Annotated in this window: 27 protein-coding genes; 15 read left to right on the forward strand and 12 right to left on the reverse strand. The window is 66.2% G+C overall.

The genetic code is table 11. From position 1 onward, the window contains the following. Window positions 1-2: 2 nt before the first annotated feature. A complete protein-coding gene (locus ACIUM1_RS22020) occupies window positions 3-1,079 on the forward strand; it encodes a phosphotransferase family protein (RefSeq protein ID WP_406814652.1) in 1,077 nt (358 codons plus the stop codon). A gap of 4 nt (window positions 1,080-1,083) precedes the next feature. Here the strand turns inward: ACIUM1_RS22020 and ACIUM1_RS22025 are convergent, their stop codons facing one another. From ACIUM1_RS22025 to ACIUM1_RS22035, 3 genes are read right to left on the reverse strand one after another with little or no spacing between them, the layout of a single operon-like run. After that, window positions 1,084-1,512 carry a pyridoxamine 5'-phosphate oxidase family protein gene (locus ACIUM1_RS22025; protein WP_406814653.1) on the reverse strand — a complete coding sequence of 143 codons (429 nt, stop codon included), beginning with the start codon at window positions 1,510-1,512 and terminating at the stop codon, window positions 1,084-1,086. Between the two features lie 49 nt (window positions 1,513-1,561). After that, a complete protein-coding gene (locus ACIUM1_RS22030) occupies window positions 1,562-2,383 on the reverse strand; it encodes a mycofactocin-coupled SDR family oxidoreductase (RefSeq protein WP_406814654.1) in 822 nt (273 codons plus the stop codon). A gap of 37 nt (window positions 2,384-2,420) precedes the next feature. Then, entirely contained in the window at window positions 2,421-3,593 is a 1,173-nt protein-coding gene (locus tag ACIUM1_RS22035) for an acyl-CoA dehydrogenase family protein (RefSeq protein WP_406814655.1), read from the reverse strand. A gap of 129 nt (window positions 3,594-3,722) precedes the next feature. Between ACIUM1_RS22035 and fabG the strand changes: the two genes are divergently transcribed. From fabG to ACIUM1_RS22060, 5 genes are read left to right on the forward strand one after another with little or no spacing between them, the layout of a single operon-like run. Then, window positions 3,723-4,457 carry a 3-oxoacyl-ACP reductase FabG gene (fabG, locus tag ACIUM1_RS22040; protein WP_406817811.1) on the forward strand — a complete coding sequence of 245 codons (735 nt, stop codon included), beginning with the start codon at window positions 3,723-3,725 and terminating at the stop codon, window positions 4,455-4,457. Continuing rightward, entirely contained in the window at window positions 4,454-5,674 is a 1,221-nt protein-coding gene (locus ACIUM1_RS22045; protein ID WP_406814656.1) for an acetyl-CoA C-acetyltransferase, read from the forward strand. The genes fabG and ACIUM1_RS22045 overlap by 4 nt, the downstream gene beginning before the upstream one ends. After that, window positions 5,671-6,870: a CoA transferase gene (locus tag ACIUM1_RS22050; protein WP_406814657.1), complete on the forward strand. Its 1,200-nt coding sequence runs from the start codon at window positions 5,671-5,673 to the stop codon at window positions 6,868-6,870. The genes ACIUM1_RS22045 and ACIUM1_RS22050 overlap by 4 nt, the downstream gene beginning before the upstream one ends. Before the next feature lie 24 nt (window positions 6,871-6,894). Next, a complete protein-coding gene (locus ACIUM1_RS22055) occupies window positions 6,895-8,088 on the forward strand; it encodes an acyl-CoA dehydrogenase family protein (protein WP_406814658.1) in 1,194 nt (397 codons plus the stop codon). Window positions 8,089-8,092: 4 nt separating this feature from the next. Next, complete coding sequence (locus ACIUM1_RS22060; RefSeq protein ID WP_406814659.1) at window positions 8,093-8,779, forward strand: GntR family transcriptional regulator; 687 nt, start codon at window positions 8,093-8,095, stop codon at window positions 8,777-8,779. On the opposite strand, the gene ACIUM1_RS22065 is transcribed toward ACIUM1_RS22060, so the two are convergent. After that, window positions 8,776-9,732: a GlxA family transcriptional regulator gene (locus ACIUM1_RS22065; protein ID WP_406814660.1), complete on the reverse strand. Its 957-nt coding sequence runs from the start codon at window positions 9,730-9,732 to the stop codon at window positions 8,776-8,778. The two genes, ACIUM1_RS22060 and ACIUM1_RS22065, sit on opposite strands and share 4 nt — an antisense overlap. 76 nt (window positions 9,733-9,808) lie before the next feature. Here ACIUM1_RS22065 and ACIUM1_RS22070 point away from each other — a divergent pair, with 76 nt between their 5' ends. The 3 genes from ACIUM1_RS22070 to ACIUM1_RS22080 all read left to right on the forward strand — a co-directional run bounded on the left by ACIUM1_RS22070 (window position 9,809) and on the right by ACIUM1_RS22080 (window position 11,214). Further along, on the forward strand, window positions 9,809-10,465 hold the full coding sequence (locus ACIUM1_RS22070; RefSeq protein WP_406814661.1) for a DJ-1/PfpI family protein: 657 nt from the start codon (window positions 9,809-9,811) through the stop codon (window positions 10,463-10,465). Then, window positions 10,466-10,774, forward strand: coding sequence for a hypothetical protein (locus ACIUM1_RS22075; protein ID WP_406814662.1), 309 nt, complete (start codon window positions 10,466-10,468; stop codon window positions 10,772-10,774). It abuts the gene before it with no gap. A 77-nt stretch (window positions 10,775-10,851) separates the two neighbouring features. Beyond that, entirely contained in the window at window positions 10,852-11,214 is a 363-nt protein-coding gene (locus ACIUM1_RS22080) for a hypothetical protein (RefSeq protein WP_406814663.1), read from the forward strand. Here ACIUM1_RS22080 and ACIUM1_RS22085 read toward each other — a convergent pair. The 6 genes from ACIUM1_RS22085 to ACIUM1_RS22110 all read right to left on the reverse strand — a co-directional run bounded on the left by ACIUM1_RS22085 (window position 11,211) and on the right by ACIUM1_RS22110 (window position 18,289). Further along, on the reverse strand, window positions 11,211-12,737 hold the full coding sequence (locus ACIUM1_RS22085) for a class I adenylate-forming enzyme family protein (protein ID WP_406814664.1): 1,527 nt from the start codon (window positions 12,735-12,737) through the stop codon (window positions 11,211-11,213). The genes ACIUM1_RS22080 and ACIUM1_RS22085 overlap by 4 nt on opposite strands. After that, window positions 12,730-14,298 carry a class I adenylate-forming enzyme family protein gene (locus ACIUM1_RS22090; protein ID WP_406814665.1) on the reverse strand — a complete coding sequence of 523 codons (1,569 nt, stop codon included), beginning with the start codon at window positions 14,296-14,298 and terminating at the stop codon, window positions 12,730-12,732. The genes ACIUM1_RS22085 and ACIUM1_RS22090 overlap by 8 nt, the downstream gene beginning before the upstream one ends. Next, window positions 14,288-15,757, reverse strand: a complete 1,470-nt coding sequence (locus tag ACIUM1_RS22095) for a class I adenylate-forming enzyme family protein (RefSeq protein ID WP_406814666.1) — start codon at window positions 15,755-15,757, stop codon at window positions 14,288-14,290. Before ACIUM1_RS22095 ends, ACIUM1_RS22090 begins: the two co-directional genes overlap by 11 nt. Continuing rightward, a complete protein-coding gene (locus ACIUM1_RS22100; protein WP_406814667.1) occupies window positions 15,757-16,551 on the reverse strand; it encodes an enoyl-CoA hydratase/isomerase family protein in 795 nt (264 codons plus the stop codon). The genes ACIUM1_RS22095 and ACIUM1_RS22100 overlap by 1 nt, the downstream gene beginning before the upstream one ends. Further along, entirely contained in the window at window positions 16,548-17,360 is an 813-nt protein-coding gene (locus tag ACIUM1_RS22105) for an enoyl-CoA hydratase/isomerase family protein (protein WP_406814668.1), read from the reverse strand. Before ACIUM1_RS22105 ends, ACIUM1_RS22100 begins: the two co-directional genes overlap by 4 nt. A gap of 107 nt (window positions 17,361-17,467) precedes the next feature. Beyond that, window positions 17,468-18,289, reverse strand: a complete 822-nt coding sequence (locus ACIUM1_RS22110; RefSeq protein ID WP_406814669.1) for an enoyl-CoA hydratase/isomerase family protein — start codon at window positions 18,287-18,289, stop codon at window positions 17,468-17,470. A gap of 205 nt (window positions 18,290-18,494) precedes the next feature. Between ACIUM1_RS22110 and ACIUM1_RS22115 the strand changes: the two genes are divergently transcribed. Together ACIUM1_RS22115 and ACIUM1_RS22120 are read left to right on the forward strand one after the other, a co-directional pair. Then, on the forward strand, window positions 18,495-19,190 hold the full coding sequence (locus ACIUM1_RS22115; RefSeq protein ID WP_406814670.1) for a hypothetical protein: 696 nt from the start codon (window positions 18,495-18,497) through the stop codon (window positions 19,188-19,190). Then, window positions 19,187-20,095, forward strand: coding sequence for an enoyl-CoA hydratase/isomerase family protein (locus tag ACIUM1_RS22120; protein WP_406814671.1), 909 nt, complete (start codon window positions 19,187-19,189; stop codon window positions 20,093-20,095). The genes ACIUM1_RS22115 and ACIUM1_RS22120 overlap by 4 nt, the downstream gene beginning before the upstream one ends. Before the next feature lie 18 nt (window positions 20,096-20,113). Here the strand turns inward: ACIUM1_RS22120 and ACIUM1_RS22125 are convergent, their stop codons facing one another. Continuing rightward, the gene (locus tag ACIUM1_RS22125; RefSeq protein ID WP_406814672.1) at window positions 20,114-20,926 is read right to left on the reverse strand and encodes a TetR/AcrR family transcriptional regulator; all 813 of its coding nucleotides are present in this window, start codon (window positions 20,924-20,926) and stop codon (window positions 20,114-20,116) included. A gap of 191 nt (window positions 20,927-21,117) precedes the next feature. Between ACIUM1_RS22125 and ACIUM1_RS22130 the strand changes: the two genes are divergently transcribed. Continuing rightward, window positions 21,118-21,915, forward strand: a complete 798-nt coding sequence (locus ACIUM1_RS22130; RefSeq protein WP_406814673.1) for an SDR family NAD(P)-dependent oxidoreductase — start codon at window positions 21,118-21,120, stop codon at window positions 21,913-21,915. 43 nt (window positions 21,916-21,958) lie between these two features. Next, window positions 21,959-22,975: a dihydrodipicolinate synthase family protein gene (locus ACIUM1_RS22135; protein WP_406814674.1), complete on the forward strand. Its 1,017-nt coding sequence runs from the start codon at window positions 21,959-21,961 to the stop codon at window positions 22,973-22,975. Between the two features lie 61 nt (window positions 22,976-23,036). Here the strand turns inward: ACIUM1_RS22135 and ACIUM1_RS22140 are convergent, their stop codons facing one another. Further along, window positions 23,037-23,276 (reverse strand): CsbD family protein, encoded by a 240-nt coding sequence (locus ACIUM1_RS22140; protein ID WP_406814675.1) that lies wholly within the window; start codon window positions 23,274-23,276, stop codon window positions 23,037-23,039. 348 nt (window positions 23,277-23,624) lie between these two features. Here ACIUM1_RS22140 and ACIUM1_RS22145 point away from each other — a divergent pair, with 348 nt between their 5' ends. After that, window positions 23,625-24,470 carry an enoyl-CoA hydratase gene (locus tag ACIUM1_RS22145; RefSeq protein ID WP_406814676.1) on the forward strand — a complete coding sequence of 282 codons (846 nt, stop codon included), beginning with the start codon at window positions 23,625-23,627 and terminating at the stop codon, window positions 24,468-24,470. Between the two features lie 30 nt (window positions 24,471-24,500). Continuing rightward, window positions 24,501-25,703, forward strand: a complete 1,203-nt coding sequence (locus tag ACIUM1_RS22150; RefSeq protein ID WP_406814677.1) for an amidohydrolase family protein — start codon at window positions 24,501-24,503, stop codon at window positions 25,701-25,703. Window positions 25,704-25,707 lie beyond the last annotated feature (4 nt).

Here is a 25,707-nt window from a genome sequence, read left to right on the forward strand (position 1 = left end):
CTATGAGTGCGGTGCTGTCGATACCGCGTTACCCCGGCGACGTGACGCCGCAGTGGCTGTCGGCCGCGCTCAGTGGCGGCGGCACCTGCGTCGAGGTCGCCGACGTCGACGTGACCCCGATCGGCACGGGGCAGACGGGGGCGACCTACCGGGTGACCGCTCGCTATGCGACAGACCCCGGTGACCTGCCGCAGACGTTTGTGATCAAGCTGCCCGCCCAGGACGACACGGTGCGCGACCGGGTGGTCATCGGCTACCGCAGCGAATGCGCGTTCTACTCGTCGGTGGTGCATCGGGTCCAGGTGCCGACGCCGCGCTGCTTCTATTCCGAGATCACCGAGGATGCAATGGACTTCGCTCTGCTGCTTGCCGATCAGGCGCCGGCGGTGCAGGGCGACCAGCTGGTCGGTTGTGGCGAAAGCGAGGCGCGCCTGGCGGTTACCGCGCTGGCCGGCCTGCACGCACCCAGCTGGTGTGATCCCGGCTGGCTCGATTTTCCCGGCATCGCGTTTGCCCGGCCGGATGAAGCCGGTGCCAACGGCATGGGCGAGGTGGCGAAGATGAGTGCCGACATCACGCTGGCGAAGCTCGGCGATCGGATGAGCGCGCAAGACCGCGAGACCTTCGGTGCGGCAATGAGTTCGGTCGCTCCGTGGCTACTTTCCGAGTACGACCGCTTCGCCTTGCTGCACGGCGACTACCGGCTGGACAACCTGCTGTTCGATCCCGAGCGAACCAGGGTCAGTGTGGTCGACTGGCAGACGCTCGGTGTGGGATTGCCGGCCCGGGATCTGGCCTACTTCACCGCAACCAGTCTCAATTCGCAATTGCGCGCCGCCATCGAAGAACAGCTCGTCGACGACTATCACCGCGCCTTGACGACCGGCGGGGTCGGCGACTACGACCGCGAAACCTGTTGGCGCGATTACCGGCTCGGTGTATTGCAGGCACCGCTGATCTCGGCGCTGGGCTTTGCGTTCGCTGCGGCCACCGAGCGCGGTGACGACATGGTGCTGACCATGCTGCGCCGCGGCTGCCGGGCGATCCGCGAGCTGGGGACGCTGGAGTTGATCGGCTGATTCCTCAGAGATCGCCGGTGAAGTCGGCGCTCAGCCAGCGGTCGGGCCGGATGGTGAACAGCACCTCCTCGACGCCCTCCATGCTTTGCACGAATGCGCGGCCGCCCTCCTCGCCGAGGTAGCGGATGGCGATCGACTCCTGCAGGTCCGCCGGGGCCGGCTGGGTGGTCTCGACCACGGTGCCTTCGACCACCACGTACTGGTACGGCGGCTCCTCGCGCTGGACCACCAGCGTCACGGCGCCCGCCTGCTTGATCAATCGGGCCTTGCGACTGGACGCCCCGGTCATGATCCGGACGTCTCCGCCGGGGGTGTAGTCGTACCAGATCGGGACGCTGGCCGGTGGCCGGCCTTCGGTGGCGGCGACGGACAGCACCGCCACGTGCTTGTCGGCGAGGAACTCCTGGCGCTCGGTTTCGCTGAAGGCTTTCATGACGTGTGCAAACGCCGCGACGGTGGAGCTATTCCCGCGCGGCCGGTGATCAGTACTGCGTCGAGCCCTGGTCGACCGGGATTTGCGCGGCGGTAACCTTGCGCGACTCGTCGCTGGCCAGCCAGCACACCGTATCGGCGATCTCCTCCGGTTCGGCCACCCAGTCGGGCAGGAACGGGGTGAGGACGTGCGACAGCTGCGGGTTGGTTTCCATGGTCTTGCCCACCGCGTTGACCATGTCGCCGGAGCCCATCGGGGTGTTAACCGGACCGGGGTGCACGCTGTTGACACGGATCGAATGCTTGCCCAATTCCGCTGCGAAGGCCCGCGCCAGCCCGGTGACGGCGTGCTTGCTGGCGGTGTAGTGGACCATGAACGGCTGCATCTTCATCCCGGCCGCTGAACTGATCAGAATGATGGATCCGCCGCGGCCCCCCTCGATGATCTTGTCCGCGCCGGCCATCACCGTGTTCCAGGTGCCGGTCACATTGATCTCCATCACGTCGCGGAAATTCTCCGGCGTGATGTCGTCCCACGCCTGCGGTGCCGCGACCCCGGCATTGGCGACGATGATGTCCAGCCGGCCCAGCTCGGCGACGCCGTCCGCCACGACCTTGCGGAGGCCGTCGAAGTCGCGGGTGTCGACCACCGACGCGATGATCCGGCGGTTCGCTGCTTCGACCAGACGGACGGTCTCGCTCAGGTCGTCGGGAGTCGCCGGATCGTAGGGCACGCAGGACGGCAGCTTGCCGGCGATATCGACGGCGATGATGTCCGCGCCTTCGGAGGCCATGCGCACCGCGTGCGCCCGGCCCTGGCCGCGGGCCGCGCCGGTAATAAATGCCACTCTTCCGGCAAGCCTGCCGCTCATAGCTGCTCCTCTATTCGATTAGGCTGCGCGGCAACGTTTATCGCTGCGCGGCCTTGACGAGATTCGATCCGATGATCAAACGCTGAATCTCACTGGTGCCCTCGTACAGCCGCAGCAGGCGCACATCGCGGTAGATGCGCTCGACGGCAACGCCTCTCATGTAACCGGTGCCGCCGTGAATCTGCACCGCGAGATCAGCGACATTCCCGGCCATTTCGGTGCAAAAGACCTTGGCGGCCGACGGCGCGATCCGGCGATCCTCGTCGGCGACCCACAACCGAGCGGCTTCGCGCACCAGCGCACGGCCGGCCATCACCCCGGTCTGCTGGTCGGCGAGCATGCCCTGCACCAACTGGAAGGTTCCGATCGGCGTTCCGCGCTGTGTCGCGGTGGCGGCGTACGACACCGATTCGTCGAGCGCGCGTTGCGCGGAGCCCACCGCCAGCGCGGCGATGTGCACCCGCCCGCGCGCCAACGAGATCATGGCCGCACGATATCCGTGGTCTTCGCTACCGCCGACGAGCGCGTCGGAGCCGACGCGCACGTCGGTGAAATTGACGTCGGCCGTCCAGGCGCCTTCCTGGCCCATCTTGGCGTCCTTGGCGCCCACCTCGACGCCGGTGGCATCCGCGGGTACCAGGAAGACGGCGATCCCCGGACCCTGGTCGTCGGCCGGCCGGGTGCGCGCGAACACCACGAAGAGATCGGCGACGGGCGCGTTGGTGATGAAGCGCTTCTGCCCCGAGATCACCCAATCGGAGCCGTCGCGAACGGCTTTGGTCCGCAACCCGGCCGGGTTCGATCCAGCGCCGGGTTCGGTCAGCGCGAAGGAGGCGACGACGTCGCCGGACGCGATCGACTCCAGCCAGCGGGATTTCTGTTCGTCGGTGCCGAAGCCGACCAGCACCTGTCCGGCGATGCCGTTATTGGTGCCGAACATCGATCGCAGCGCCAGGGAGGTGTAGCCCAGCTCCATCGCCATCTCGACGTCCTGCATCAGGTTGAGGCCAAGACCGCCCCACTGCTGGGGAATCGCGTAGCCGAACAGGCCCATCTTCTTGGCCTCGTCGCGCAGGTCGTCGGGCACCTGGTCGGTGTCGAGAATCTCCTGCTCCCGAGGGACAACCGCGCTGCGGACGAATTGCCTTGTCTGAGCGAGGATCTCGCGGAAGTCCTGGTCGGAGACTTCGGTGACTTCGGTGTTGGCCATAGGCTCCACACTCCTCTCTCGATCCGGGGCACCCCGGTTCAGAGCAGGATCCTATATCAAATATGATATTTGGCGCGGACGTGCCCCGTAGCGGGCGATAACAGTGAAGGATGTGTGATCCAGGTGGCGATGTTGACAGGTCAGACCGCGGTAATCACCGGCGGAGCGCAAGGGCTGGGTCTGGCGATTGCGGAGCGCTTCGTCGCCGAGGGTGCGCGAGTGGTGCTCGGCGACGTCAATCTCGAGGAAGCCCAGGTGGTGGCCAAGCAGTTGGGCGGCGACGACGTCGCGGTCGCGGTCCGGTGCGATGTCACCCGGTCGGCTGAGGTCGAGGCCTTGATCCAGACCGCGGTCGAGCGTTTCGGCGGGCTGGACATCATGGTCAACAACGCCGGCATCACCCGGGACGCCACGATGCGCAAGATGACCGAGGAGCAATTCGACCAGGTGATCAACGTCCACCTGAAGGGGACCTGGAACGGCACCCGGCTGGCCGCCGCCGTCATGCGGGAGAACAAGCGCGGCGCGATCATCAACATGTCGTCGGTGTCCGGCAAGGTCGGCATGGTCGGCCAAACCAACTACTCGGCGGCCAAGGCCGGCATCGTCGGCATGACCAAAGCGGCCGCCAAAGAGCTTGCCTACCTGGGTGTTCGGGTGAATGCGATCGCCCCCGGCCTGATCCGCTCCGCCATGACCGAGGCCATGCCGCAGCGCATTTGGGATTCCAAGGTTGCCGAGGTGCCGCTGGGCCGGGCCGGTGAGCCCAGCGAGGTCGCCAGCGTGGCGCTGTTCCTGGCTTCCGATCTGTCGTCGTACATGACCGGCACCGTTATGGAGATCACCGGCGGGCGGCACCTATGAGTGCCGAGGCCGTCATCTGTGAACCGGTTCGGACGCCGATCGGCCGCTACGGCGGAATGTTCAAGTCGTGCAGCGCCGTCGACCTCGGCGTCACCGCGCTGAAAGGGCTGCTCGAGCGGACCGGGTTGGCGCCCGACGCGGTGCAGGATGTCATCCTCGGCCACTGCTATCCCAACAGCGATGCGCCGGCGATCGGGCGCGTGGTGGCGCTGGATTCGGGTCTGCCGGTGACGGTTCCGGGCATGCAGGTCGACCGGCGTTGCGGCTCGGGCCTGCAGGCGGTCATCCAGGCGTGCCTGCAGGTGGGCACTGGGGCCAACGACCTCGTCGTCGCCGGGGGCTGCGAGAGCATGAGCAACGTCGCCTTCTACTCCACCGACATGCGGTGGGGCGGCGCCCGCAGCGGGGTACAGGTGCACGACGGGCTGGCCCGGGGACGCACGACCGCCGGCGGCCGTAACTACCCGGTGCCCGGCGGAATGCTGGAAACGGCCGAGAATCTGCGCCGCCAGTACGGCATTTCACGCCGGGAGCAGGACGAGCTCGCCGTGCGATCCCACCAGCGTGCCGTGGCCGCCCAGAAAGACGGCATCGTGGCCTCGGAAATAGTTCCAGTGATCATCCGCAGTCGACAGGGTGACGACATCATCGACACCGACGAACACCCGCGCGCCGACACGTCGGTCGAGTCCCTGGGCAAGCTGAAACCCGTTCTGCTCAAGGATGATCCGGAGGCCACGGTCACCGCCGGCAACGCCAGCGGGCAGAACGACGCGGCGTCGATGTGCGTGGTCACCACCCGGGAGAAGGCCGACGAATACGGCCTGAGGCCGTTGGTGCGCCTGGTGTCGTGGGGCGTGGCGGGGGTCGCGCCGCACCTGATGGGCATCGGGCCGGTGCCCGCGACGGAGGTGGCGCTGGCCAAGGCGGGCCTGCACCTGTCCGACATCGACCTCATCGAGCTCAACGAAGCCTTTGCCGCGCAAGCGCTTGCGGTGATGCGGGAATGGAAGTTCGGCGCCGCCGATCACCAGCGGACCAATGTGCACGGTTCGGGGATCTCGCTGGGCCACCCGGTGGGCGCGACGGGCGGGCGGATGCTGGCGACGTTGGCGCGCGAGCTCCATCGCCGCGAGGCGCGCTATGGCCTGGTGACCATGTGCATCGGCGGCGGCCAGGGCCTGGCTGCCGTCTTCGAGCGGGTCGCATCGCAATGACCGATTCGGCGTTGCCACTGTGCGGCCTCACCGTGGTGGAGGTGTCGAGTTTCGTCGCCGCACCGCTGTGCGGTATGACGCTGAGTCAGCTTGGTGCAGAAGTCATTCGGGTCGATCCGATCGGCGGCGCTGCCGATGTGCAACGGTGGCCGCTGGCAGCGGACGGCACCTCGATCTACTGGACCGGGCTGAACAAGGGAAAGCGTTCGGCCACCATCGATTTGCGGTCTACCGATGGCCATGAACTGGTTCAGCGGCTGATCACCGAGGGTGACGGCATCGTCGTGACCAACGCCGCGGGCTTGTCCTGGCTCAGCCACGAGGTCTTGGCCGCCAAGCGTCCGGACGTGATTCACGTTCAGTTGCTCGGGCGCGGTGACGGTTCCACCGGAGTGGACTACACGGTCAACGCGGGTCTCGGCTACCCGCTCGTCACCGGCCCGGCCGATCATGCCGGTGCGATCAACCACGTGCTGCCGGCCTGGGACGTGTGCTGCGGACTGTACGCCGCGCTGGCCGTCGTCACCGCCGTGCGGCACCGCGAACGGTCCGGGGCGGGGGCGCGGATCAGTCTGGCGCTGGAGGATGTCGCCCTGGCCACCGCCGCCAACCTTGGGTTGCTGACCGAGCCGCAAGTCAACGGGACACAACGCGAACGGCTGGGCAACGCCATCTACGGCCAGTACGGGCAGGACTTCAACAGCAGCGACGGGGCCCGGTTCATGGTGGTTACCTTGACCGGTAGGCACTTTCGCGACCTGCTCGCGGTGACGGGCACCGGCGCCGCGGTATCGGCGCTCGCCGAGGCGCTGGGCGCGGACTTCAGCTCCGAGGGCGACCGCTACCGCTACCGCGACGCGCTCTCCGGGCTGTTCGCCACCTGGTTCAACGCCCACACGGCCGACGAAATCAGCACCGCGCTGTCGAACACCACGGTGCTGTTCGAGCGGTACCGCACCTTCGCCGAGGTCGCCGCGGGACCCAAGGTCACCGACAATCCGATGTTTTCGCGCTTACGGCAACCTGGTCTGGGCGAGTACTTCGCTCCTGGCCTGCCGGCCGCATTCGACGGCACACATCCGGCCAGCGCGCCGGCGCCGGCCCTGGGGCAGGACACCGCCGATGTCCTTGCGCGGTTGGGGTTGAGCGCCGCCGATATCGAGCGCCTGACCAACGCCAAGACCATCGCCTGCTGAGCAGCCGGAAGGGAAACTCCAGACATGACCAAACTCGCCCAGACCCTCGGATTGACCGAGGTGCAGACCGAGATCATTGCCACGGTGCGGCGATTCGTCGAGAAGGAAGTCATTCCCCACGCGGCTGAACTGGAACGCAGCGACACCTACCCGCAGGACATCGTCGACCAGATGCGCGAGATGGGCCTGTTCGGCCTGATGATTCCGCAGGAGTACGGCGGGCTGGGTGAGTCGCTGTTGACCTACGCGCTGTGCGTCGAGGAGCTGGCACGCGGCTGGATGAGCGTGTCCGGCGTGCTCAATACGCACTTCATCGTGGCGTACATGCTGCGTCAGCACGGCACCGACGAGCAGAAACAGCGGTTCCTGCCGCGGATGGCAGCCGGTGAAACCCGGGGCGCCTTCTCGATGTCGGAGCCGGAGCTGGGTTCCGACGTAGCCGCGATCCGCACCCGGGCGCGGCGGAACCCGGACGGCACCTACACCATTGACGGTCAGAAGATGTGGCTGACCAACGGCGCCACCTCCACGCTGGTGGCGGTGCTGGTGCGTACCGACGAGGGGTCGGACAAACCGCACCGCAACCTCACCGCGTTCCTGGTCGAGAAACCGGTCGGTTTCGGTGAAGTCGTTCCGGGGCTGCGCATCCCGGGCAAGATCGAGAAGCTGGGCTACAAGGGCATCGAGACGACGGAGATGATATTCGACGGCTACCAGGCCGGCGCCGACGACGTGCTCGGTGGCACCACCGGGCAGGGCTTCTTCCAGATGATGGACGGCATCGAGGTCGGCCGGGTCAACGTGTCGGCGCGCGCCTGTGGCCTCGGGATTCGCGCCTTCGAGCTCGCGGTGCGCTACGCCCAGCAACGCCAGACCTTCGGAAAGCCGATCGCCGAGCATCAGGCCATCGCCTTTCAGCTTGCCGAGATGGCGACGAAAGTCGAAGCCGCACACCTGATGATGGTCAACGCGGCGCGGCTGAAGGACTCGGGGGAGCGCAACGACGTCGCCGCCGGGATGGCCAAGTATTTGTGCAGCGAGTACTGCACCGAGGTTACCCAGCAGAGCTTCCGGATCCACGGCGGCTACGGCTACTCCAAGGAGTACGAAATCGAGCGGCTGATGCGCGACGCGCCTTTCTTGCTGATCGGTGAGGGCACCAGCGAGATCCAGAAGAACATCATCAGCAAGCGACTGCTCGCCGAGTATCAGGTGTAGGCAGATGAGCGTTCCGGAATTCGTTGCGCGGCCTCAACTTTCCGAGGACGTTGCGAGGATCATCCGCGGCCGGATATTCGACGGGACATACGCCGCCGGGTCGTACGTCCGCCTGGATCAATTGGCTGCGGAGCTGGGTATCAGTGTCACACCGGTGCGGGAGGCGCTGTTCGCGCTGTGCGCCGAAGGCCTGATCAACCAGCAGCCGCGTCGGGGCTTCGTGGTGCTGCCGGTCACCGGACGCGACGTCACCGATGTAGCCAACGTGCAGGCCCACGTCGGTGGTGAGTTGGCCGCGCGGGCTGCGCTGAACATTACGGATGACCAACTGCACGAGCTCAAGGAGATCCAGGCGCAGCTCGAGAATGCCTACGCTGGTGACGAACACGAACGCACCGTGCGGCTGAACCACGAATTTCACCGTGCCATCAATGTCGCGGCGGACTCGCCCAAGCTCGCTCAGCTGATGTCACAGATCACCCGCTACGCTCCCGAGTCGGTGTTTCCGACGATCGAGGGCTGGCCCGAGCAATCGATGCAGGACCATCGGCGGATCTTGTCCGCGTTGAAAAAGCACGACGACAAGCTCGCCCGCGCCGCGATGTCGGAACATCTTGCCGCCGGCGCGGTGCCGCTGATCGATCACCTCATCGCGCGCGGGGTGGTGGCCGACGAGAATGGCCTGACCTAGTCGCCGCCGCCGGTGCACCCGTCGCGAAACGTGTGTCGATAACTCTGCGGTGACACTCCCGCCAGGCGGCGAAACTGGTAACGAAAATTCGTTGACGACGCGAAACCCGTTTTGCGAGCGATGGTTTCGATGCTGTAGCCGGTGCTCTCCAGTAGCTGCTGCGCGTGCCTGATCCGGACGTTGTTGACCCACTGCATTGGGGTGTGGCCCGTCTCGTTTTTGAACCGGCGGTTGATCGTCCGCTCGCTGCTGGAGGCCCGGCGCGCGATGTCGCGCAGCGTCAGCGGCAGGTGCGCGTTGTTCTCGATCCAGACCAACACGTCGTCCAGTTCGGTGTTGGACACGCGGCGATTGCGGATGATGAATTGTGCTTGGCCGCCGCTGCGATGCAGCGGCGTGACGGCCAGGCGGGCGGCGTCGGCGGCTGCGGCCGAACCATAGTCGCGGGCGACCATGTGCAGACACAGATCCAGTCCGGCGGACGCCCCGGCCGAGGTGAGCACTTGGCCCTCGTCGACGTAGAGCGCGTCGGCGTCGAGGCGGACGTTCGGGTAGGTCGCCGAGAATAGATCAGCGGCCAACCAGTGGGTGGTCGCGCGTTTGCCGTCGAGGATGCCCGCGGCGGCCACGGTGAAGGCGCCGCTACAGATGGAAGCGATTCGAACGCCGTTGTCGTACGCGGACTTCAGCGCGTTGATGACATCGTCGCACACCGGCGTCGCGGCGTCGTTGCGGCCGGGCACCACGATGGTGTCCGCGCTGGCGAGCTCGTCCAAGCCGTAGTCTGTCGCGATCCGGATCGGTCCGGCCGCGACGAGAGGTTCGCAGCCACACACGCGGACCCGGTAGCCCGGCGCTCCGTCAGCGAGCCAGACACGGCCGAACACCTCGACCGCAATGGCGAGGTCGAATGCGATGACATCGGGCTCGGCCAGAATCGCGACGGCATGCATGGCTTGGCAATATACCGGTGCAAGGTGGCAATCCAGCCACTGGTGCGATGGAGTGGGTGGCAGTGACCATAGCCGAGTGCGTGCGCAAATCGTTTTGTACGACGGGTTTGACCCGTTCGACGTCATCGCTCCCTTCGAAGTCCTCGCCGCGGGCAGCGAAATGGTGTCCGGTGACCTCGCGGTGACGTTGGTGGCGGCCGAAGGTCCGCGCACCGTGACAAGCGGCACGCGCGGTCTCGCGCTGACCGCCACCGCCGCGCTCGATCCGTCCGAGCCGGGCTGCGTGGTCGTGCCCGGAGCCAGTGGCCCGACCGTCGGTGACCCCGACGATGGAGTCGAGACTATTCCGGTCCTGCTGGGCCGCGCTGCGCACAGCGCGCTGACCCCGCTGCTGCACAAGGCATTCGGCAACCCGGACATCACCGTGGCGGCGGTGTGTGGCGGCTCTGTCGTCATGGCGATGTCGGGGCTGATCGAAGGACGTCACGCGGTGACACATCACCTGGGTATGGACCTGCTAGGGGCGGCGGGCGTGCATCCGGTGGCGGCCCGCGTCGTCGACGATGGTGACCTGGTCACGGCCGGCGGCGTCACCTCGGGACTCGACTTGGGCCTCCATCTGCTCGATCGCTTCTACGGCCCTCGAGTCGCCTGCGCCGTCGAGCAACTCTTCGAATACGAGCGGCGGGGCACGGTGTGGCGGCCCGCCGGCCGAGAGCCAGTGGAGGTTTAAGTGACCGTCGAAGGCGACTGGGACGTGAAGATCAAGACCCCGATCGGCACCTTGCCGGTGCGGTACGCGTTCACGCGCTCGCGCGAAGGGCTCGCCGGCACGGCGACCTACAAGGATGAAACCGTTGTGTTGCAACAGGTGACGGCTCAGACAGTCGACAGTGGTACCCGTCTCACTTGGCGGCAGTCGGTGACCAAGCCTATGCGGCTGAACCTCGATTTCGACGTCGTGGTGCACGGTGACGCCCTGAGCGGGCATTCGCGCGCGGGCCGGCTGCCCCGTTCGGCGGTATCCGGGACTCGACGCTAGCGGCCGGCCGCCACCTGTTGTCGCGCAGCCAGGTTGGGCATACGCTGCCAGCAGGGTGGGCCACGGACGGAGAGAAGATGCCCGCAATGCTTCGCGCATCGGCCCTACTCGTTGCGACCATGACGGCGATCGCCGGCGCGCCTAAGGTCGTCGCGGACCCGGTCGACCCGATCCCCGGCAACGGTGTCTTCGTCGTCGGCCCCGACATTGCACCGGGTTTGTACCGAACGGCGGGTTCGGCGTCGACCTTCGGAGTGTGGATCAACAATGTGCCGACCCAGGACTCGATGTGCGCGTGGTTCACCTACAGCACGCCTGATGCGAACAAGGATCATGTGGTCCAAACCAACATGTCCGTCGGTCCGATGTTCGCCAATATCAACACCACGATCAAGGCATTCGAGTCGCAGAATTGCCAACCGTGGACACGGGTGCCCTAGGGCCGGGCAGCTTCGGTCAGCATTGCGCGCAGCCGACGGATGTCGACCTTGCCGGTGCCGCCGCGCGGAACGTCGTCATCGGACGCCAGCAATAACCACACCGTCGGGACCTTGAAGGCGCTCAGCAGACTTCGCGCCGAGCCGCGCAACTGTTCGGCGGTCAGCCCACGGCACACCACCGCCGCACCCACCCGATTGCCGCCGGTATCCGGCACATTGGTGACGACGGCGTTGTCGACGCCGTCGATCGTGCGCAGCGCGCGCTCGACCTCGCCGGGGTAGACGGTCGCGCCGCTGACTTTGAACATGTCGTCGGATCGCCCGTGGTAGAACAGGAATCCATCCTCGTCGAGGTGGCCGAGGTCGCCGGTGGGGTAGAAGCCGTCGGCGGTGAACAGGTCCTCGCGGGTGCGCCCGCAGATGCCACGCAATGTATGCGGTCCGCGAATTTGAACCACGCCGGCGGTTCCGGCCGCGACGGGTGCGCCGCTGTCGATGTCGACGATGCGGACTTCCATGCCTGGGAACGGCTTTCCGCAACTGCCCCACGCCGAAGCGGGCATGTCGGTGTCGGCAGGATAGCCGCAGTACGGTCCGAAGGCTTCGGTCATGCCGAACAACGTGGCGCGCGCGCCGGGCCGGGCGCGCTGCTCGGCCGGCAGCAGGGCTTGCAAACTTCCCGCCTGTAGGGCCGACAGGTCGGCGCCGATCTTGCCGGCGTGCCGGGCCAACGCCTCGGCTTGGTCGGGCCAGCCCCGAAACAGTGTGACCCGTTCGCCTTCCAGCAGCCTCAACGTCGTTTCGGGCCGGGGGATTTCTTCGGTCACCAGGGTGGCACCGGCCAGCAGGGCCGAGAGGATTCCGCCGCCGAAACCGCCCACCCAGAAGAACGGCATCGGCAGATACAGGCGGGTGTCGGCGGTGATGCATCGAGCCGCCAGGCCCGACTGCACGGCGCCCAACGCGTTGCCGTGTGAGTGGATCACTCCCTTGGGCGATCCGCTGCTACCCGAGGTGAACATGATCACCAGCGGGTCGGCGGGCGTGACCGTCGCGGTCATGGGGTCGACGATGTTGCGGGCTCGCTCGCTCGCGGAGGCGTGGTCGAGCCGGTCGACCGGCCAAACCTCGCGTAACGCAGGGAGATCGGAGCGCCGCAGCGTCTTGAGGTCATCAAGGTAGCGGTGGCCGCGGAATTCCTCGGCGCTGACCAAGAATTGCACCGACGCGGCCCGCAGCTGTGCGGCCAACTCCGCGGCCGTCAGCAGGGTGCTCAGCGGAACGAGCACGGCGCCGATACGGGTCAGGGCGACGGCGACCTGCACCCACCGGGTGCTGTTGGCCATGATCAGTCCTACCCGAGTGCCTTTGCCCACGCCGGCCTCGACGAAGGCGGCGGCCAAATTACGCGTGGTCGAGTCGAGTTCGCGGTAGCTGATCCGGGAGGCGGGATCGACCACCATCGGCTTGTCACCGTGGTGGTCGGCCCGAAGCCGCACCAATCGGTCGATGGTGCTAGACATCGAAGAGCCTTCTGAGCTGGCGCATGTCGACCTTGCCACTGGGCAGCAGCGGAACGTCGCCACTGCGTAGGCTGGCGAACCGCTTGGGAATCTTGTACGCCGACAGTTCCGTTTTGAGCAGTTCGACCAGTCTGGCTTCGTCGAATGCCGCGGCACCGTCTGGCTGAATTACCACCGCGGCGACAACCTGCCCGCGGCGGGCGTCGGGAATGCCGATCACGTACGCCGGCGCCCCGCCGGTGACCCTGCCGATGGCCTTCTCCACTTCCGCCGCCGAGACATTGGCGCCCGCCGATTTGATGACCGCGCTGCGCCGGCCGACGAAATAGAAGAGCCCGTCGGTATCGACGCGCACCAGGTCGCCGGTGTGGAACCAGCCGTCGGCGTCGAAACATTCTTCCCGACTGCGTTTGTGGTAGCGCTGCATCAGGTACGGCCCGCGAATGCACAGCTCACCGAACTGGCCGACCGGCACGACGGCCGCGGTGTCGGGATCGACGATCTTGGTCTCGAATCCCGGTGCCGCCTTGCCGAACGAGCCGCGCCGGTGCTCGGGTTGGTCGGATTCGTCGTCACCGATCAGCACGACGCTGCCGGCCTCGGTCATGCCCAGCATGTTGTGCCGCAGCTCCGGGTCGGCCGGGCGGGCGTCGGGAGCCATGATCGGGTACAGGTTGCCACGCCGCATCGACGACAGATCGCGCGCGGGGAAGCTCGGGTGGTCGGCCAGGTGGGCGATCCCGGAGGCGAACCCGTTGGTCATGGTTGGCTTTTCGGCTTCCAGCAGATCGAGCGTCGCGCCCGCGTCGGTGGCGTTGGAACACACCAGGGTCGATCCGGCCAACAACGTCGCGAGCAGGCCGAACGCGAGGCCGCCGATCCAGAAGAACGGCGAATTGCAGAACAGCCTGTCGTCGGCCGTCAAGCCACGGATCGCATTGAGGTTGCGCTGATGTGCGAGCAGGCCACCGTGGGTGTGCACCACTCCCTTCGGAGCGCTGGTCGAACCCGACGTGTAGACGATTACCAGTGGATCACCTTCGGCGACATCGTCTTCCAGCGCCGTCAGGAGTTCGGGACCGACGGTGCCGGCCCGCCCGCACACCGCCTCGTGCGTGACAGCGACGTGACGTAGCTGGGGCGCTGCCGTGCAGAACAATCGGGAACCTAGGTCGGCGCCCGCGAGGATGCCGGACAGCCGTCGCGCGTAGTCGTGAGAGCGAAAAGATGCGGCGGTCAACAGGATTGACACATCACCGTCGACGAGTTGCTCGCACAGTTCGCGGGCGGTGACGAACGTGGAGAACGGGATCACCACCGCACCGATTCGCGCCGCCGCCAGCACCCCGACGACGAACTCGGGTCCGTTCGGATAGAGCAGCCCCACATGAGTGCCCTTGCCGGCGCCGAGTGCGATCAGCCCGCGCGCGAGCACCGCCGACCGGCGGTCGGCCTCGGCGTAGCTGATCCGGTCACCGTCGCAGACCAGTAGCGGGTGGTCGCCCCGTAAGCGGGCTTGCTGCCGCAGAATCTCGGGGACCGTCAACGGATCAACGAGCATGGTTACGCTGGGTGCGGGCTTGGTGGAAGAAGCCCCGGATCGCGCCGAGGTCGGCCTTGCCCGACGGGGTCCTGGGGAGGGTGTCGACAATCGCGATTTCGGTGGGTATCTCGTAGCGGGCCAGCCGCCCTCGCAAATACTCGGCCAGCGCCCCGGGGTCGGTGCAGGCGTTCTCGCGGAGCTCAACCATGGCGACCGGCGTCTCGCCGAGCCGCGCGTCGGGTCGGGCGATCACGGCCGCACCGGCCACCGCGGGGTGGCTCTCCAGCGCGGCACGAACATCGTCGGGCATCACCTTGAAACCGCCCCGGATGATCGCCTGGTCGGCGCGGCCGACGATCCAGAGAAACCCGTCGGCGTCGATCCGCGCCATATCGGTGGTTCGCAGCCATTGCGCCGCAGGACCCAGCTGGCCCGGCTTGACCTCCAGCAGGCCGACTTCGTCTGGGCCCAAAGGTGTTCCGTCCTCGTCGACCACCCTGAGCTGGGACCCCGGATTGGCCCGACCGACGCTGCCGCGCTTGGTTGTCCAGTACCGCTGATGGTCGGGGAGGGTCCAGCCCGCCACGCCACCACCGAATTCGGTTGCCGCGTACGAAGTCAGCACGGGGACGCCGTACTTCTCGGTGAAGGCGTCGGCGTCCTCGGCCGACAGCGGTGCCGTTCCGCAGGTGACGACCTGCAGGCTTGCCAGGTCGGCGCGCGGAACGTCGGAGTGCAGTACGGTGCGCAGGGCGGCCGGTACCAGCGACGCCGCGCGGGGGCGATGCTTGCGCACCGCCTCGGCCCATGCGTTGAGTTCGAATCGTTCCAGCAGCACGAACGGGCGCGCCTCGGCGATGCATTGCAGGACGCGGAATACCCCGCCGATGTGCACCAGCGGTGAGTTCACGATGGCGACGCCGCGGCGCAGCTCGGCCGGCGGCGCAGCATGATCGGGATCCGGGCCCATCACGCTGCGCGCCAGCATGTCGTATCCCAGGTCGATGCGCTTGGGTGGGCCGGTGGTGCCGCTGGTCAACATGCGCACCGCGACACCCGACGGCGGGCCGGTGTCGCCGACCGGCGGCGCGGGCGCGTCGACGTCGTCGAGTAGAGCCGAAATTGCGATCGTCGCCGTGCCCGCGGGCGCCAGCGTCGCCAGATCGTCGCGCTCGCCGACGATCACGGGCAGCTGCAGCCCCGCGACGTCGCTCTTGGTGCGCTCATCGCCGCGAGATGGGTTGATGACCACCACCGTTCCACCGCCCAGCAGTGCGCCGAGAAAGGCGGCCACGTGCCCGGGCCGGTTGCGTAACAGCATTCCGACTTCGGTCCCGCCGGTGTGGGCGGCGATGCGGCGTGCCGATGCGGCGAGCCGAGCCCAGGAGATCCACTGGCCGCCATACTCGATGGCGTGCGAGCCCGGCTGTAGGTCGAGCACGTCGGTGATGCGTTGAGCCAGCGGGTGACGCACCATCAGCGAATCTTCGGTTCGCGCGCCGCGGCCCGGGCATGGGAATCGTTCTGCGTGGCCAGCTCGGCGGTGCCCAACGGATTTCCCAGCCGGGTGTAGATCAGGTTCTGCTCCATTGCGGCGCGGTACGGCTTGTCCAGCGACTCCCAGATCGCTTTGACGGTGCCGGCCGTCGCCGTCGGCGGCTTGGCGGCGATGGCCGCCGCGATCTGGTGGGCCCGGTTCCACAGCTGTTCGGCGGCCACCACTTCGGAGACCAGTCCGATTTGCAGCGCGGTTTCGGCGCCGACCCGCTCGTCGTTGCCCATCAGTGCTATGCGCAACGTCTCGCCCAGGCCGATGCGCCGCATCAGGCCGATCGGCTCCAATGCGCAGACCAGGCCCGCGGACACGTGAGAGTCGAAGAACATGGCGTCTTCGGAGCAGATAACCACGTCGGATTCGTTGATGAAGTAGAAGCCGCCCGCAGTGCACATGCCCTGAACCGCGCAGACCACGGGTTTCCACATCTTCTGCCACTTGGGACTCAACAGCTCCCCGGGATCCTCGTGGTTCCAAATGTTTTCGGGCTGGCCGTACGGGGTCTTGATGTCGAGCCCGGCGCTGAAAGCCCGGTCGCCTGCGGCGCGCAACACCACCGCATGCACCGACTCGTCGAGTTTGACCATGCGCCACGCACGGGCCATCTCCTCGCACATGGTGCGATTGAACGCGTTGAGCTGAGCGGGGCGATTCAGCGTGATAGTGGCGACATGGTCCCGCGCATCCACCTCGAGCAGGATCGTTTCGAAAGTCATCGGCATTGCCATTTCGGTTCGCGTTTCTCGATGAACGCCCTGGGCCCTTCGGCCGCGTCCTCGGTGCGCAGCACGCGCTCGCGGAAGGTTTCGGCGAGTATTTCCGCCTCGTGCAGCGGCGCGTTCAGGCCCTTGATGATCGCCAGCCGGGTGCCCCGGACAGCAAGCGGGGCATTGGAATTGACGATATCGGCGATCTCGTGCGCTCGCTCCAGCAGGCGATCATGCTCGACGATCTCGCTGATCAGTCCGAGCTCGTAGGCGCGCTGTGCGCTCATCCGTTCGTGCTTGCCCATCAAGGCCATCCGCAGCGCGATCGAGCGCGGCAACACCCGAGACACCCGCACCAACTCGCGGCCGGCCACCAGCCCGATGCTGACGTGCGGATCGAAGAAGGTCGCTCGCTCGGAGGCGATGACGATGTCGGTCGTGGTGACCCAATCCATTCCCGCGCCACAGCAGATTCCGTTCACGGCGGTCAACACGGGCTTGGCCATGGTGCGAAACGGGGGCGTGCCCTCCTGCGGCGCCTCCCATTGGTCGTACGTCGACAGGTATGGCCGCTCGTAGATCACCTTGCCGTCTTCGGGGATCTCCTTGACGTCGGCGCCGGTGCAAAAGGCGCGGCCGGTGCCGGTGACGATGGACAGCCAGACGTTGTCGTCGTTTTCGGCCTCGTGGTAGGCGGCCCGAAGCTCGGTGACCATGTGCGGGCTGAGCGCATTGAGGGCGTCCGGGCGATTCAGGGTGATAGTCGCGGTGTGCCCGTCGACTTCGTACTTGATCGTGTCGAACGATTCAGTGGGCATCGGTCATCCCTTCATGCGGCGCCTGGTGCGACCCTCGAGGGTGGGGCCGCGGGACGGGGTCGAGGCGAATATGGTGCATAGAACCCACACTCGGCGTCTTGGAGTGGCTAGCGTCCACGAAAATCTGGATCCCGTCGCTGCCGGAAGGCCTCCAGGCCCTCCTTGAAATCACTTGTTCGGCAAGACAATTCCAGGTTGAACAATTCCTGGGTCAGCGACTGGCTCAATGTCGCATGCTGGCTGAAGTTCAGCGCCTGTTTGGCCAGCCCGATCGCGGCCGTCGGTCCGGCGGCGAGTCGGCCCACCAACTGCTCGGCGGCGAGGGCAAGGTCTGAGGCGCTCACCGCCTGGTGAATCAATCCCCAGTCGGCCGCATCCGGAGCGCTCACTTTCTCACCGAGCAGCAGCATGCGCCTGGCCCGGGCCACGCCGACGAGCCGGGGCAGCAGCCAGGTGGAGCCGGAGTCCGGGCTGAACCCACGGTCGATGAAGGGCTCCCAGAACACCGCGTCGTCGGCGGCCACGGTGAAGTCGGCGGCCAGCGCGAGATTGCAGCCGAACCCCACGGCCCAGCCTCGCACGCTGCATACCACCGGCAACTGGACGGTCGTGACCAGCTCGATCACCCGGTGAGCGGCATGGGGGATGCGCCGCACCAGATCACCGGTGCGGGGACGTTGCCCGCCGGGGTCGTTGGCGGCCACCCAGTCGGCGCCGGCACAGAAGTCGTCGCCCGCGCCCCGGATGTGGACGGCTCGCAGCGAATCGTCGGCGGCGGCATCGGTAAGTGCATCGACCACAATGCTGATCATCAACTGCGTCAACGAATTACGACGGGAAGGGCGGTCGATCGTTATCAGTAACACCGCACCGTCGCGGTGCACTGTTACCGCACCGTCGGCACCGGCCGCGTCGGCCCCCTGACTCACCGTCGAATCCGGCCTTTCCTCGCCGATACGGTTACCCATACAGTAGGCAATACGATTGATACGCTGTATAAGTTAGCAGGGATACGCTGCCTGCGGAACAGCTCAGGTGAAAGAGACAACCATGGCCGCGCCGGCGTTGCAGGGGGGTACGCCCCCACAAGTGGGAGGTACCCCCACCCGCTTGCGGGGGAAAGGAGTGGCGCAGATGACACTGTCGGAAGGGAGTGCCGCCCCCGCGTCGACCAGCAACCGCGACGCGAAATTCGGCGAGGCGCCGCTTGCCCAAACCGTGGCCGCGGCGGCCGCGATGCGACGCCTGAGCTCGCTGCTGGTATCCCTCGAGCATCCGCACCGCGCCGTGGACGCGATGCTGCAGAAGTTCGCCGAGTGGGAGAGCGAACTGGCGGCCGCGGCGCCGACGGACAACGCCCCGCGCATCGGCGAGCTGCCCGACGATCGCCGGCGCGTCTATCTCAACCACGCAACCGATATCGGTGCGTACAACCCGTGCTTTCCCGAGTATCGGTTCGACCGACTTGATGCCGAAACCGCCACGGGCACTGTCGAATTCCCGCTGATCTACGAGGGGCCGCCGGGACTGGTGCACGGCGGATTTCTGGGCGTCTTCTTCGACTGCGTCATTCAGCACCACAATTGCGTCACCGGCCTTTCCGGTAAGACACGGTCCCTGGTGGTGACCTTCCGCCGACCGACACCGGTGTTGGCCGAGCTTCGGTTCGATATCGCCCGCTTTGAAGGTGAACGCGGCATAACGTCGACCGGGCGGCTGTTGCTCGGCGACGAAGTCCTGTGTACCGGCGAGGTCAGCACAGTGGCGTCCCGGCCGGAGGAGCTTGCCGGATCGCGATTCGGCAGGCGCCGGAAGGAGTCCGAAACATGACCGCCTCGAGCACCTCAGACGATCGTGTGCTCTTCGACGTTGACCCGGGTCGGCGCATAGCGACCATCACGCTGAACAATCCCAAACAACGCAACTCATATGACGCGGCGATGCGTGAGGCCGTTGCCCGCTGTCTGGACCGCGTGGCCGAGGACGACGACCTCACGGTGGTGTTGCTGCGCGGCGCCGAGGGAGTTTTTTCCACCGGCGCCGACATGAACAACGCCTATGGTTGGTACGGCTCGTCCGCGTCGCAGAGCCAGGCACCCGGCGGCGACCGGGCGGCCGAACGTCGACCCAGTCAGCGTCGTCGACTTACCGTGGACCGCAAGTCTTTTGGCTTCTACCACAATTTCATGGGGTTCCCGAAGGTGACCGTGGGGGAGATCGCCGGCTACGCACTCGGCGGCGGCTTCGAGATGGCGTTGATGACCGACATCTCGGTCATCGCGCGCGACACCAAGATCGGCATGCCCGCAACCCGTTTCCTCGGACCCGCGCTCGGCAGCCTGCACATGTTCTTCCACCGGCTCGGGCCGGTGCTGGCGCGGCGCCTGCTGCTGACCGGCGACATCATCGAGGCGGCTGAGATCGAACACCTCGGAATCTTCACCGACACCTGCACTCCGGGCGCGGTGACGGCCCGAGCGCGATATTGGGCGGAGAAGGCGGCGAAGATGCCCGCCGACGGGGTCGTCATCGCCAAGGAGGCATTCCGGCTCGTCGAGCAGAGCCAGGCGTACCAGGGCGAAGAGGTCGCCAGCTATTTGTTCCACGCCTTCGGCACCAATCTGCAATTCGGCCCGGACGAATTCAACTTCGTGAAAACCCGTGCGCAGCACGGCGCCAGGGAGGCGTTTCGGTTACGCGACGAGCACTTCCACGTACCGGAACCCGAGGGCTGACAAGCCGCTCGGGCCGGATCAGCGACCGGCTGCCGCCTTGGTGCGGCCCCGGGTGGGAGCCGCCTTGGCCGGCTTGCGCTGCCGTACCGGCCCCGCCTTGCTGCCCTTCGAAGCGTTGCGCTCGTCGATCAGCCGGCTGGCGTGATCGAGAATGCAGGTGAGCCCGTATTCGAAATTGGTTTCATCGGGCGCACCGATGCGGTGACCTATCCGGGTTATCTGAGCAAGGAGCGGGGTCTTCTCCGGGTCGATGGAGACGGCGTCTTCGATGGCCCGGGGCCCGATGTCCGAGGATTGGTTCTTTTCGTAGAGCCGTTGCAGCACCACCGATCCACGCACATGCACCGACACCGCGGAATAGGTGTCGAATGCGTCCTCCGGTGACAGGCCGGCCTGCACCAGATTGGCCACTGCCTTTTCCATCTCCTGAGCGCCCATCCGCGCCGCCTTCGGAGAAAGGGCGGCCCGAATCAGAATCAGGTCGCACAGAATTGGGTTGCCCATGAAAGTCTTACGCATCAGTCGCGCGTGGTTGGCCAACGTCTCGCGCCAGTCGCTGGCTTCGACATAGGGCGTGGCGAACACGTACTTGCTCAGGGCGCGATCTGTCATCGCGTTGAGCAGGTCGTCCTTCTTGCGGAAGTACCAGTAGATGCTCGTCACCCCGACGCCGAGATGTTTGCCGAGCAGCGGCATGCTCAAATTGTCGATCGACACCTGCTCCGCGAGTTCGAATGCGCCGCTGATGATGTCGTCGGGATTGATGGACCCGCGTTCGCGTCGCTGGCGTTTATCGGCGGTAGCCTGTTTTGCCACTGCGGGTACCTCCATCAAATCTGTTCCGTGCATGCGGTGCGGTTGTCGTGCAACCGGTAAAATCAAATCTACCGGCACTTCTCTTCTGACCTGCGGATACGCCTTCGTGTCGCAATCTTCCTCTGCTACTGTAATACCTATCGTAGGCTTTTTGGTAAACCGGCTGGACGGGCGGAAATGACCAGACGAGAGCTACGGATCAAGCAATGGATCTAGGGCTGGCGAATGCCACTGCGGTGGTAGTCGGCGGTAGCCGCGGTATGGGATTGGCGACGGCACGCTGCCTCGCCGAGGAGGGCGCCCGGGTGGCGGTGGTCGGCCGTAGCCGCGATGCCCTGGACGCAGCGGTGACAGATCTCACGCAACGGGGCAGCCCGGACGCGGTCGGCTTGACGGCCGACATCGGCGACGACGGCGCGGTCGGTGACGTGTTCGGCGAGCTCGAGCGGCGATGGGGCGGCGAACTCAACGCCCTTGTCATCACGGTGGGGCCGGGCGCCGCGGGCACGTTCGAGGATCTGACCGACGACCAATGGCGCCAGTCTGTCGAAGACGGTGTGCTGGGGATGGTGCGCTGCGTGCGTGCGGCGCTCCCGCTGCTGCGCAAAGCGCCGTGGGCCCGGATCGTCAACTTCTCGGCGCACTCGACTCAGCGGCAAAGTGTCATGCTGCCCGCCTATACGGCGGCGAAGTCGATGCTGACCAGCGTTTCGAAGAATCTGTCTCTGCTGCTGGCCGAGGACGAGATCCTGGTCAACGTGGTGTCACCCGGCAGCATCGCGTCTGAATCCCTGGTCGGCTGGGCGGCGTCGGTGGGGGTCGACGGCAACGATCCCTATGCCCTGATGGAGGCCATTGCCAAGCATTTCGGTCATCCCGCGCACCTGCCACGTGCGGGCCTGCCGGACGAAATCGGCCCGGTTGCCGCGTTTCTCGCCTCGCGGCGCAACTCCTACATGACCGGAGCCAACATCAACGTCGACGGCGGTTCAGACTTCACCTGACGATGGGTCGAAGAAATCGATTGGCAGACAAAAGGAGTCGACCATGGCTACGGCAGCAGAGGCGCGCGAATGGGCGCCCGGCGCACTGCGGGGGATCGGCGACTCCCTCTACACCCCGTTCTGCGGCACCGACGGGGATGACATCGACTGGGATGCCTACCGGACACTGGTGCGATACTGCGTCGGCGATCTCGGGCATCCGATGTTGTGGTGCACCAGCGGAATCGCCGAGTTCTGGTCGCTGACCCTCGACGAGCGGAAGCGCCTGCTGGAGGTGGCCATCGAGGAGGCACGCAGCATCAATCCCGACGTGGTGGTGCAGGCGTGCACGGCGGCCATGTCCGCGAAGGAGTGTGTGGACTTGACGCTGCACGCCCAGCACGCCGGCGCCGACATTGTCTACATCCAAACGCCGATGATGGAGGCGCACGGCGGCGACGGCGTACTTCGCTTCTTCAAATACGTTGCCGCGCGCACGGATATAGCACTGGGCATGTTCAATTCTCCGTCGTCGGGTTACGTGCTGACGCCGGCGGAAAGCGCCCGGATATACCACGAGGTTCCCGCGGTGTGTGCCACCAAGGAGGGCGCTTTCCGGCCGGCGAGCAGCCGGATGCTGCACGAACTGGCACCCGGCCTGGCGGTGTGGGAATGCGACAAGATGGTGTACCGGGCAGGTTGGCTGCGCGCCGGGATCGTGTGCCCGGCGCAACTGGGAACCGCCGGCTACCTTTTCGAAACTCCCACGCGGCGATTGTTCTCCGAATACTGGGATTTGGTGCGCACCGACAAACTCGTCGAGGCCATGGACTACGGCCGCGAGTCCGGCCTGGACCAGTTCGACCTCGACATCGGATCCTGGTGGACGTGTTATCCGGGGCGAGCGGATTACTTCACCCACTGGGGCGGCGCATTCAAGCACGCGGCGTCGCTGCTCGGCCTGCCCATCGGTGCGTATCCGCACTCCCGGCCCCCGCAGGCCGAGCTGCCCGCCGAGGCGAAAGCCCAGATCGAAAGCGCGTACCAGCGCCTGGGCCTGCTCGAAACTGTCATGCAATAGCGGGGATTACCCAGCGAAGCGGGCCCGGTCGGTGACCGGGCCCGCTCGTTTAGCTGGACGTTTACTTCTGCTCGGCCCGCTCCCGCTCCTCGTAGGCCTTGGCCTTGCCACGGGCCTTCTCAGCGGCGGCTTCCTTCTTCCCAGCGTTGCGCTGCGCTTCCGCCTTGTCCTGCTGAGCCTTGCCCTCTTCGACCAGGCCGTTGTTGCCGATGATGATCCCGATGACCTGCTTGGTCTTACCCAGGGCATCCTCGACGATGCCGCGAACGAGCTCGATGGGGCCGCTCTTGACGTCAACCATTGCATTTACCTCCCATTGTCGGCTGGCTTGTTCTGGGTTTCCCGATCGCGTGGCCGAAGCAAACGTGGGGCCACCGTGTCCCACACCACAAAATTTAAGTCTTGCCACGTCGCGGGGCGGTGGCGCTCCAAAACATGCCGACGGTCCACAACTCTGGGCTTACCACCCCGTCAAATTCGGCGATCGGGAGGCCGTTGATCCGGGAGTGGCCAAGCCACGCTTCGGCGCCCGAAATCGCAGTTTAGTCGGGGTTCATCGTCGAAGTGCAGCGGTTGTGGAAGGCGGTACCGATAGGTATACAGTATGGGTACTAACTCGCCCGTTGGTCAGCTATGAGGGGACGGTCAGATGAGCGCCGCCGACCGTGTGGTCACCGATGAGGCAGTGCTATATGAGGCCACTGAAACCGGTGTGGCGATCCTGACATTCAACCGTCCGGATCGCCTCAACGCCTGGGGCCCCGACATCGCCGCCGGCTTCTACGCGGCGATCGACCGCGCCGAGCAGGACCCGGCGGTACGGGCCATCGTGTTGACCGGCCGGGGCCGCGGCTTTTGCGCCGGTGCGTATCTGGGCACGCCGAACTCGGCGCCCAGCTACCCCGAGACGATGGAGAAGGCGGGTCGGGCAGACCTCGCCGACTTGGTCGGCGAACGCCCGCCCCACTTCGTCACGACGCTGCGCAAGCCCGTCATCGCGGCGATCAACGGTGCGTGTGTCGGCATCGGGCTGACCCAGGCGCTGATGTGCGATGTCCGGTTCGCGGCCGCCGGCGCGAAGTTCGGCGCCGTGTTCGCGCGCCGCGGTCTGATCGCGGAGTTCGGCATCTCCTGGATACTGCCCCGCCTGAGCAACTGGGGCGTCGCTCTCGACCTGCTGCTGAGCGGGCGGACCTTCCTCGCCGAGGAGGCGGCCGAGCTGGGTCTGGTGAAAGAAGTTGTCGCGCCGGACAATCTGATGAAGCGCGCCCTGTCCTATGCCGAGGACATCGCCGCGAATTGCTCTCCGGCATCGATGGCGGTGATCAAGAGGCAGGTCTACGGTGACGCGACCCGCGACGTCGAACAGGCCAATTCGCTCGCCGAAGTTCTGTTGCACGAGGCCATGCCGCGCCCGGACGTCATCGAGGGCATCACGAGTTTTCTCGAGAAGCGGCCGCCGCGATTTCCCTCGCTCGATGCGACCGACGCTTAGTGTTCGCCGGTAATGGCGGAAAGGATGATCATGGCTGACTTGGGTTACCAGGCGATCGACGTCGACAACCATTACTACGAGCCGCTGGACTCGTTCACCCGCCACCTGGACAAGAAGTTCAAACGGCGCGGAGTCCAGATGGTCAACGAAGGCAAGCGGACCTGGGCCGTCATCGGCGACCGCGTCAACCACTTCATCCCCAATCCCACCTTCGACCCCATCATCGTGCCGGGCTGCCTCGACCTGTTGTTCCGGGGCGAGATTCCCGTGGGCGTCGACCCGGCCTCGCTGATGAAGGTCGAGCGGCTGGGGGACCATCCCGAGTATCAGAACCGCGATGCCCGGATCACGGTGATGGACACCCAGGACATCGAAACGGTATTCATGCTGCCGACGTTCGGCTGCGGGGTCGAAGAGGCCCTCAAGCACGACATCGAGGCGACGATGGCGTCGGTGCACGCGTTCAATCTGTGGCTCGACGAGGACTGGGGCTTCGACCGGCCCGATCACCGAATCATTGCCGCGCCGATCATCTCACTGGCCGACCCGGCCAAGGCCGTCGAAGAGGTCGAGTTCGTCCTGGGGCGCGGCGCCAAGCTGGTGCTGGTGCGGCCGGCCCCGGTGCCGGGCTTGGTCAAGCCGCGGTCGCTGGGCGATCGCAGCCACGACCCGGTGTGGGCCCGGCTGGCCGAGGCCGGGGTGCCGGTGGGATTCCACCTGTCCGACAGTGGTTATCTGCACATCGCGGCGGCGTGGGGCGGTAAGGCGACGTTCGAGGGCTTCGGTGCCAAGGACCCGTTGGATCAGGTGCTCCTCGACGACCGCGCCATTCACGACACGATGGCCTCGATGATCGTGCACGGGGTGTTCACCCGTCATCCGAAACTCAAGGCGGTCAGCATCGAGAACGGCTCTTACTTCGTGCACCGGCTGATCAAGCGCCTGAAGAAGGCGGCGAATACCCAACCCCAGTTTTTTCCCGAAGACCCGGTGGAGCAGCTGCGCAACAACGTGTGGATCGCCCCCTACTACGAGGACGATCTGCCGCAGCTCGCTGAGGCCATCGGCGTCGACAAGATCCTGTTCGGTTCCGACTGGCCGCACGGAGAAGGCCTCGAATCGCCGGTGTCGTTCGCCGAGGAGCTGAAGGGATTCAGCGAGTCCGACGTCCGAAAGATTATGCGGGACAACGCCATGGACCTGCTTGGCGTCCAAGTCGGCTCGGCCGCTTGATCGA

Source organism: Mycobacterium sp. M23085, assembly GCF_045343915.1.
Taxonomy (GTDB): Bacteria; Actinomycetota; Actinomycetes; order Mycobacteriales; family Mycobacteriaceae; genus Mycobacterium.

Excerpts from the sequence above, each read along its gene's own strand:
- ACIUM1_RS22020 (WP_406814652.1), top strand. The coding sequence starts at position 3 with ATGAGTGCGGTGCTGTCGATACCGCGTTACCCCGGCGACGTGACGCCG.
- ACIUM1_RS22025 (WP_406814653.1), bottom strand. The coding sequence starts at position 1,512 with ATGAAAGCCTTCAGCGAAACCGAGCGCCAGGAGTTCCTCGCCGACAAG.
- ACIUM1_RS22030 (WP_406814654.1), bottom strand. The coding sequence starts at position 2,383 with ATGAGCGGCAGGCTTGCCGGAAGAGTGGCATTTATTACCGGCGCGGCC.
- ACIUM1_RS22035 (WP_406814655.1), bottom strand. The coding sequence starts at position 3,593 with ATGGCCAACACCGAAGTCACCGAAGTCTCCGACCAGGACTTCCGCGAG.
- fabG (WP_406817811.1), top strand. The coding sequence starts at position 3,723 with ATGTTGACAGGTCAGACCGCGGTAATCACCGGCGGAGCGCAAGGGCTG.
- ACIUM1_RS22045 (WP_406814656.1), top strand. The coding sequence starts at position 4,454 with ATGAGTGCCGAGGCCGTCATCTGTGAACCGGTTCGGACGCCGATCGGC.
- ACIUM1_RS22050 (WP_406814657.1), top strand. The coding sequence starts at position 5,671 with ATGACCGATTCGGCGTTGCCACTGTGCGGCCTCACCGTGGTGGAGGTG.
- ACIUM1_RS22055 (WP_406814658.1), top strand. The coding sequence starts at position 6,895 with ATGACCAAACTCGCCCAGACCCTCGGATTGACCGAGGTGCAGACCGAG.
- ACIUM1_RS22060 (WP_406814659.1), top strand. The coding sequence starts at position 8,093 with ATGAGCGTTCCGGAATTCGTTGCGCGGCCTCAACTTTCCGAGGACGTT.
- ACIUM1_RS22065 (WP_406814660.1), bottom strand. The coding sequence starts at position 9,732 with ATGCATGCCGTCGCGATTCTGGCCGAGCCCGATGTCATCGCATTCGAC.
- ACIUM1_RS22080 (WP_406814663.1), top strand. The coding sequence starts at position 10,852 with ATGCCCGCAATGCTTCGCGCATCGGCCCTACTCGTTGCGACCATGACG.
- ACIUM1_RS22085 (WP_406814664.1), bottom strand. The coding sequence starts at position 12,737 with ATGTCTAGCACCATCGACCGATTGGTGCGGCTTCGGGCCGACCACCAC.
- ACIUM1_RS22090 (WP_406814665.1), bottom strand. The coding sequence starts at position 14,298 with ATGCTCGTTGATCCGTTGACGGTCCCCGAGATTCTGCGGCAGCAAGCC.
- ACIUM1_RS22095 (WP_406814666.1), bottom strand. The coding sequence starts at position 15,757 with ATGGTGCGTCACCCGCTGGCTCAACGCATCACCGACGTGCTCGACCTA.
- ACIUM1_RS22100 (WP_406814667.1), bottom strand. The coding sequence starts at position 16,551 with ATGACTTTCGAAACGATCCTGCTCGAGGTGGATGCGCGGGACCATGTC.
- ACIUM1_RS22105 (WP_406814668.1), bottom strand. The coding sequence starts at position 17,360 with ATGCCCACTGAATCGTTCGACACGATCAAGTACGAAGTCGACGGGCAC.
- ACIUM1_RS22115 (WP_406814670.1), top strand. The coding sequence starts at position 18,495 with ATGACACTGTCGGAAGGGAGTGCCGCCCCCGCGTCGACCAGCAACCGC.
- ACIUM1_RS22120 (WP_406814671.1), top strand. The coding sequence starts at position 19,187 with ATGACCGCCTCGAGCACCTCAGACGATCGTGTGCTCTTCGACGTTGAC.
- ACIUM1_RS22125 (WP_406814672.1), bottom strand. The coding sequence starts at position 20,926 with ATGGAGGTACCCGCAGTGGCAAAACAGGCTACCGCCGATAAACGCCAG.
- ACIUM1_RS22130 (WP_406814673.1), top strand. The coding sequence starts at position 21,118 with ATGGATCTAGGGCTGGCGAATGCCACTGCGGTGGTAGTCGGCGGTAGC.
- ACIUM1_RS22135 (WP_406814674.1), top strand. The coding sequence starts at position 21,959 with ATGGCTACGGCAGCAGAGGCGCGCGAATGGGCGCCCGGCGCACTGCGG.
- ACIUM1_RS22140 (WP_406814675.1), bottom strand. The coding sequence starts at position 23,276 with ATGGTTGACGTCAAGAGCGGCCCCATCGAGCTCGTTCGCGGCATCGTC.
- ACIUM1_RS22145 (WP_406814676.1), top strand. The coding sequence starts at position 23,625 with ATGAGCGCCGCCGACCGTGTGGTCACCGATGAGGCAGTGCTATATGAG.
- ACIUM1_RS22150 (WP_406814677.1), top strand. The coding sequence starts at position 24,501 with ATGGCTGACTTGGGTTACCAGGCGATCGACGTCGACAACCATTACTAC.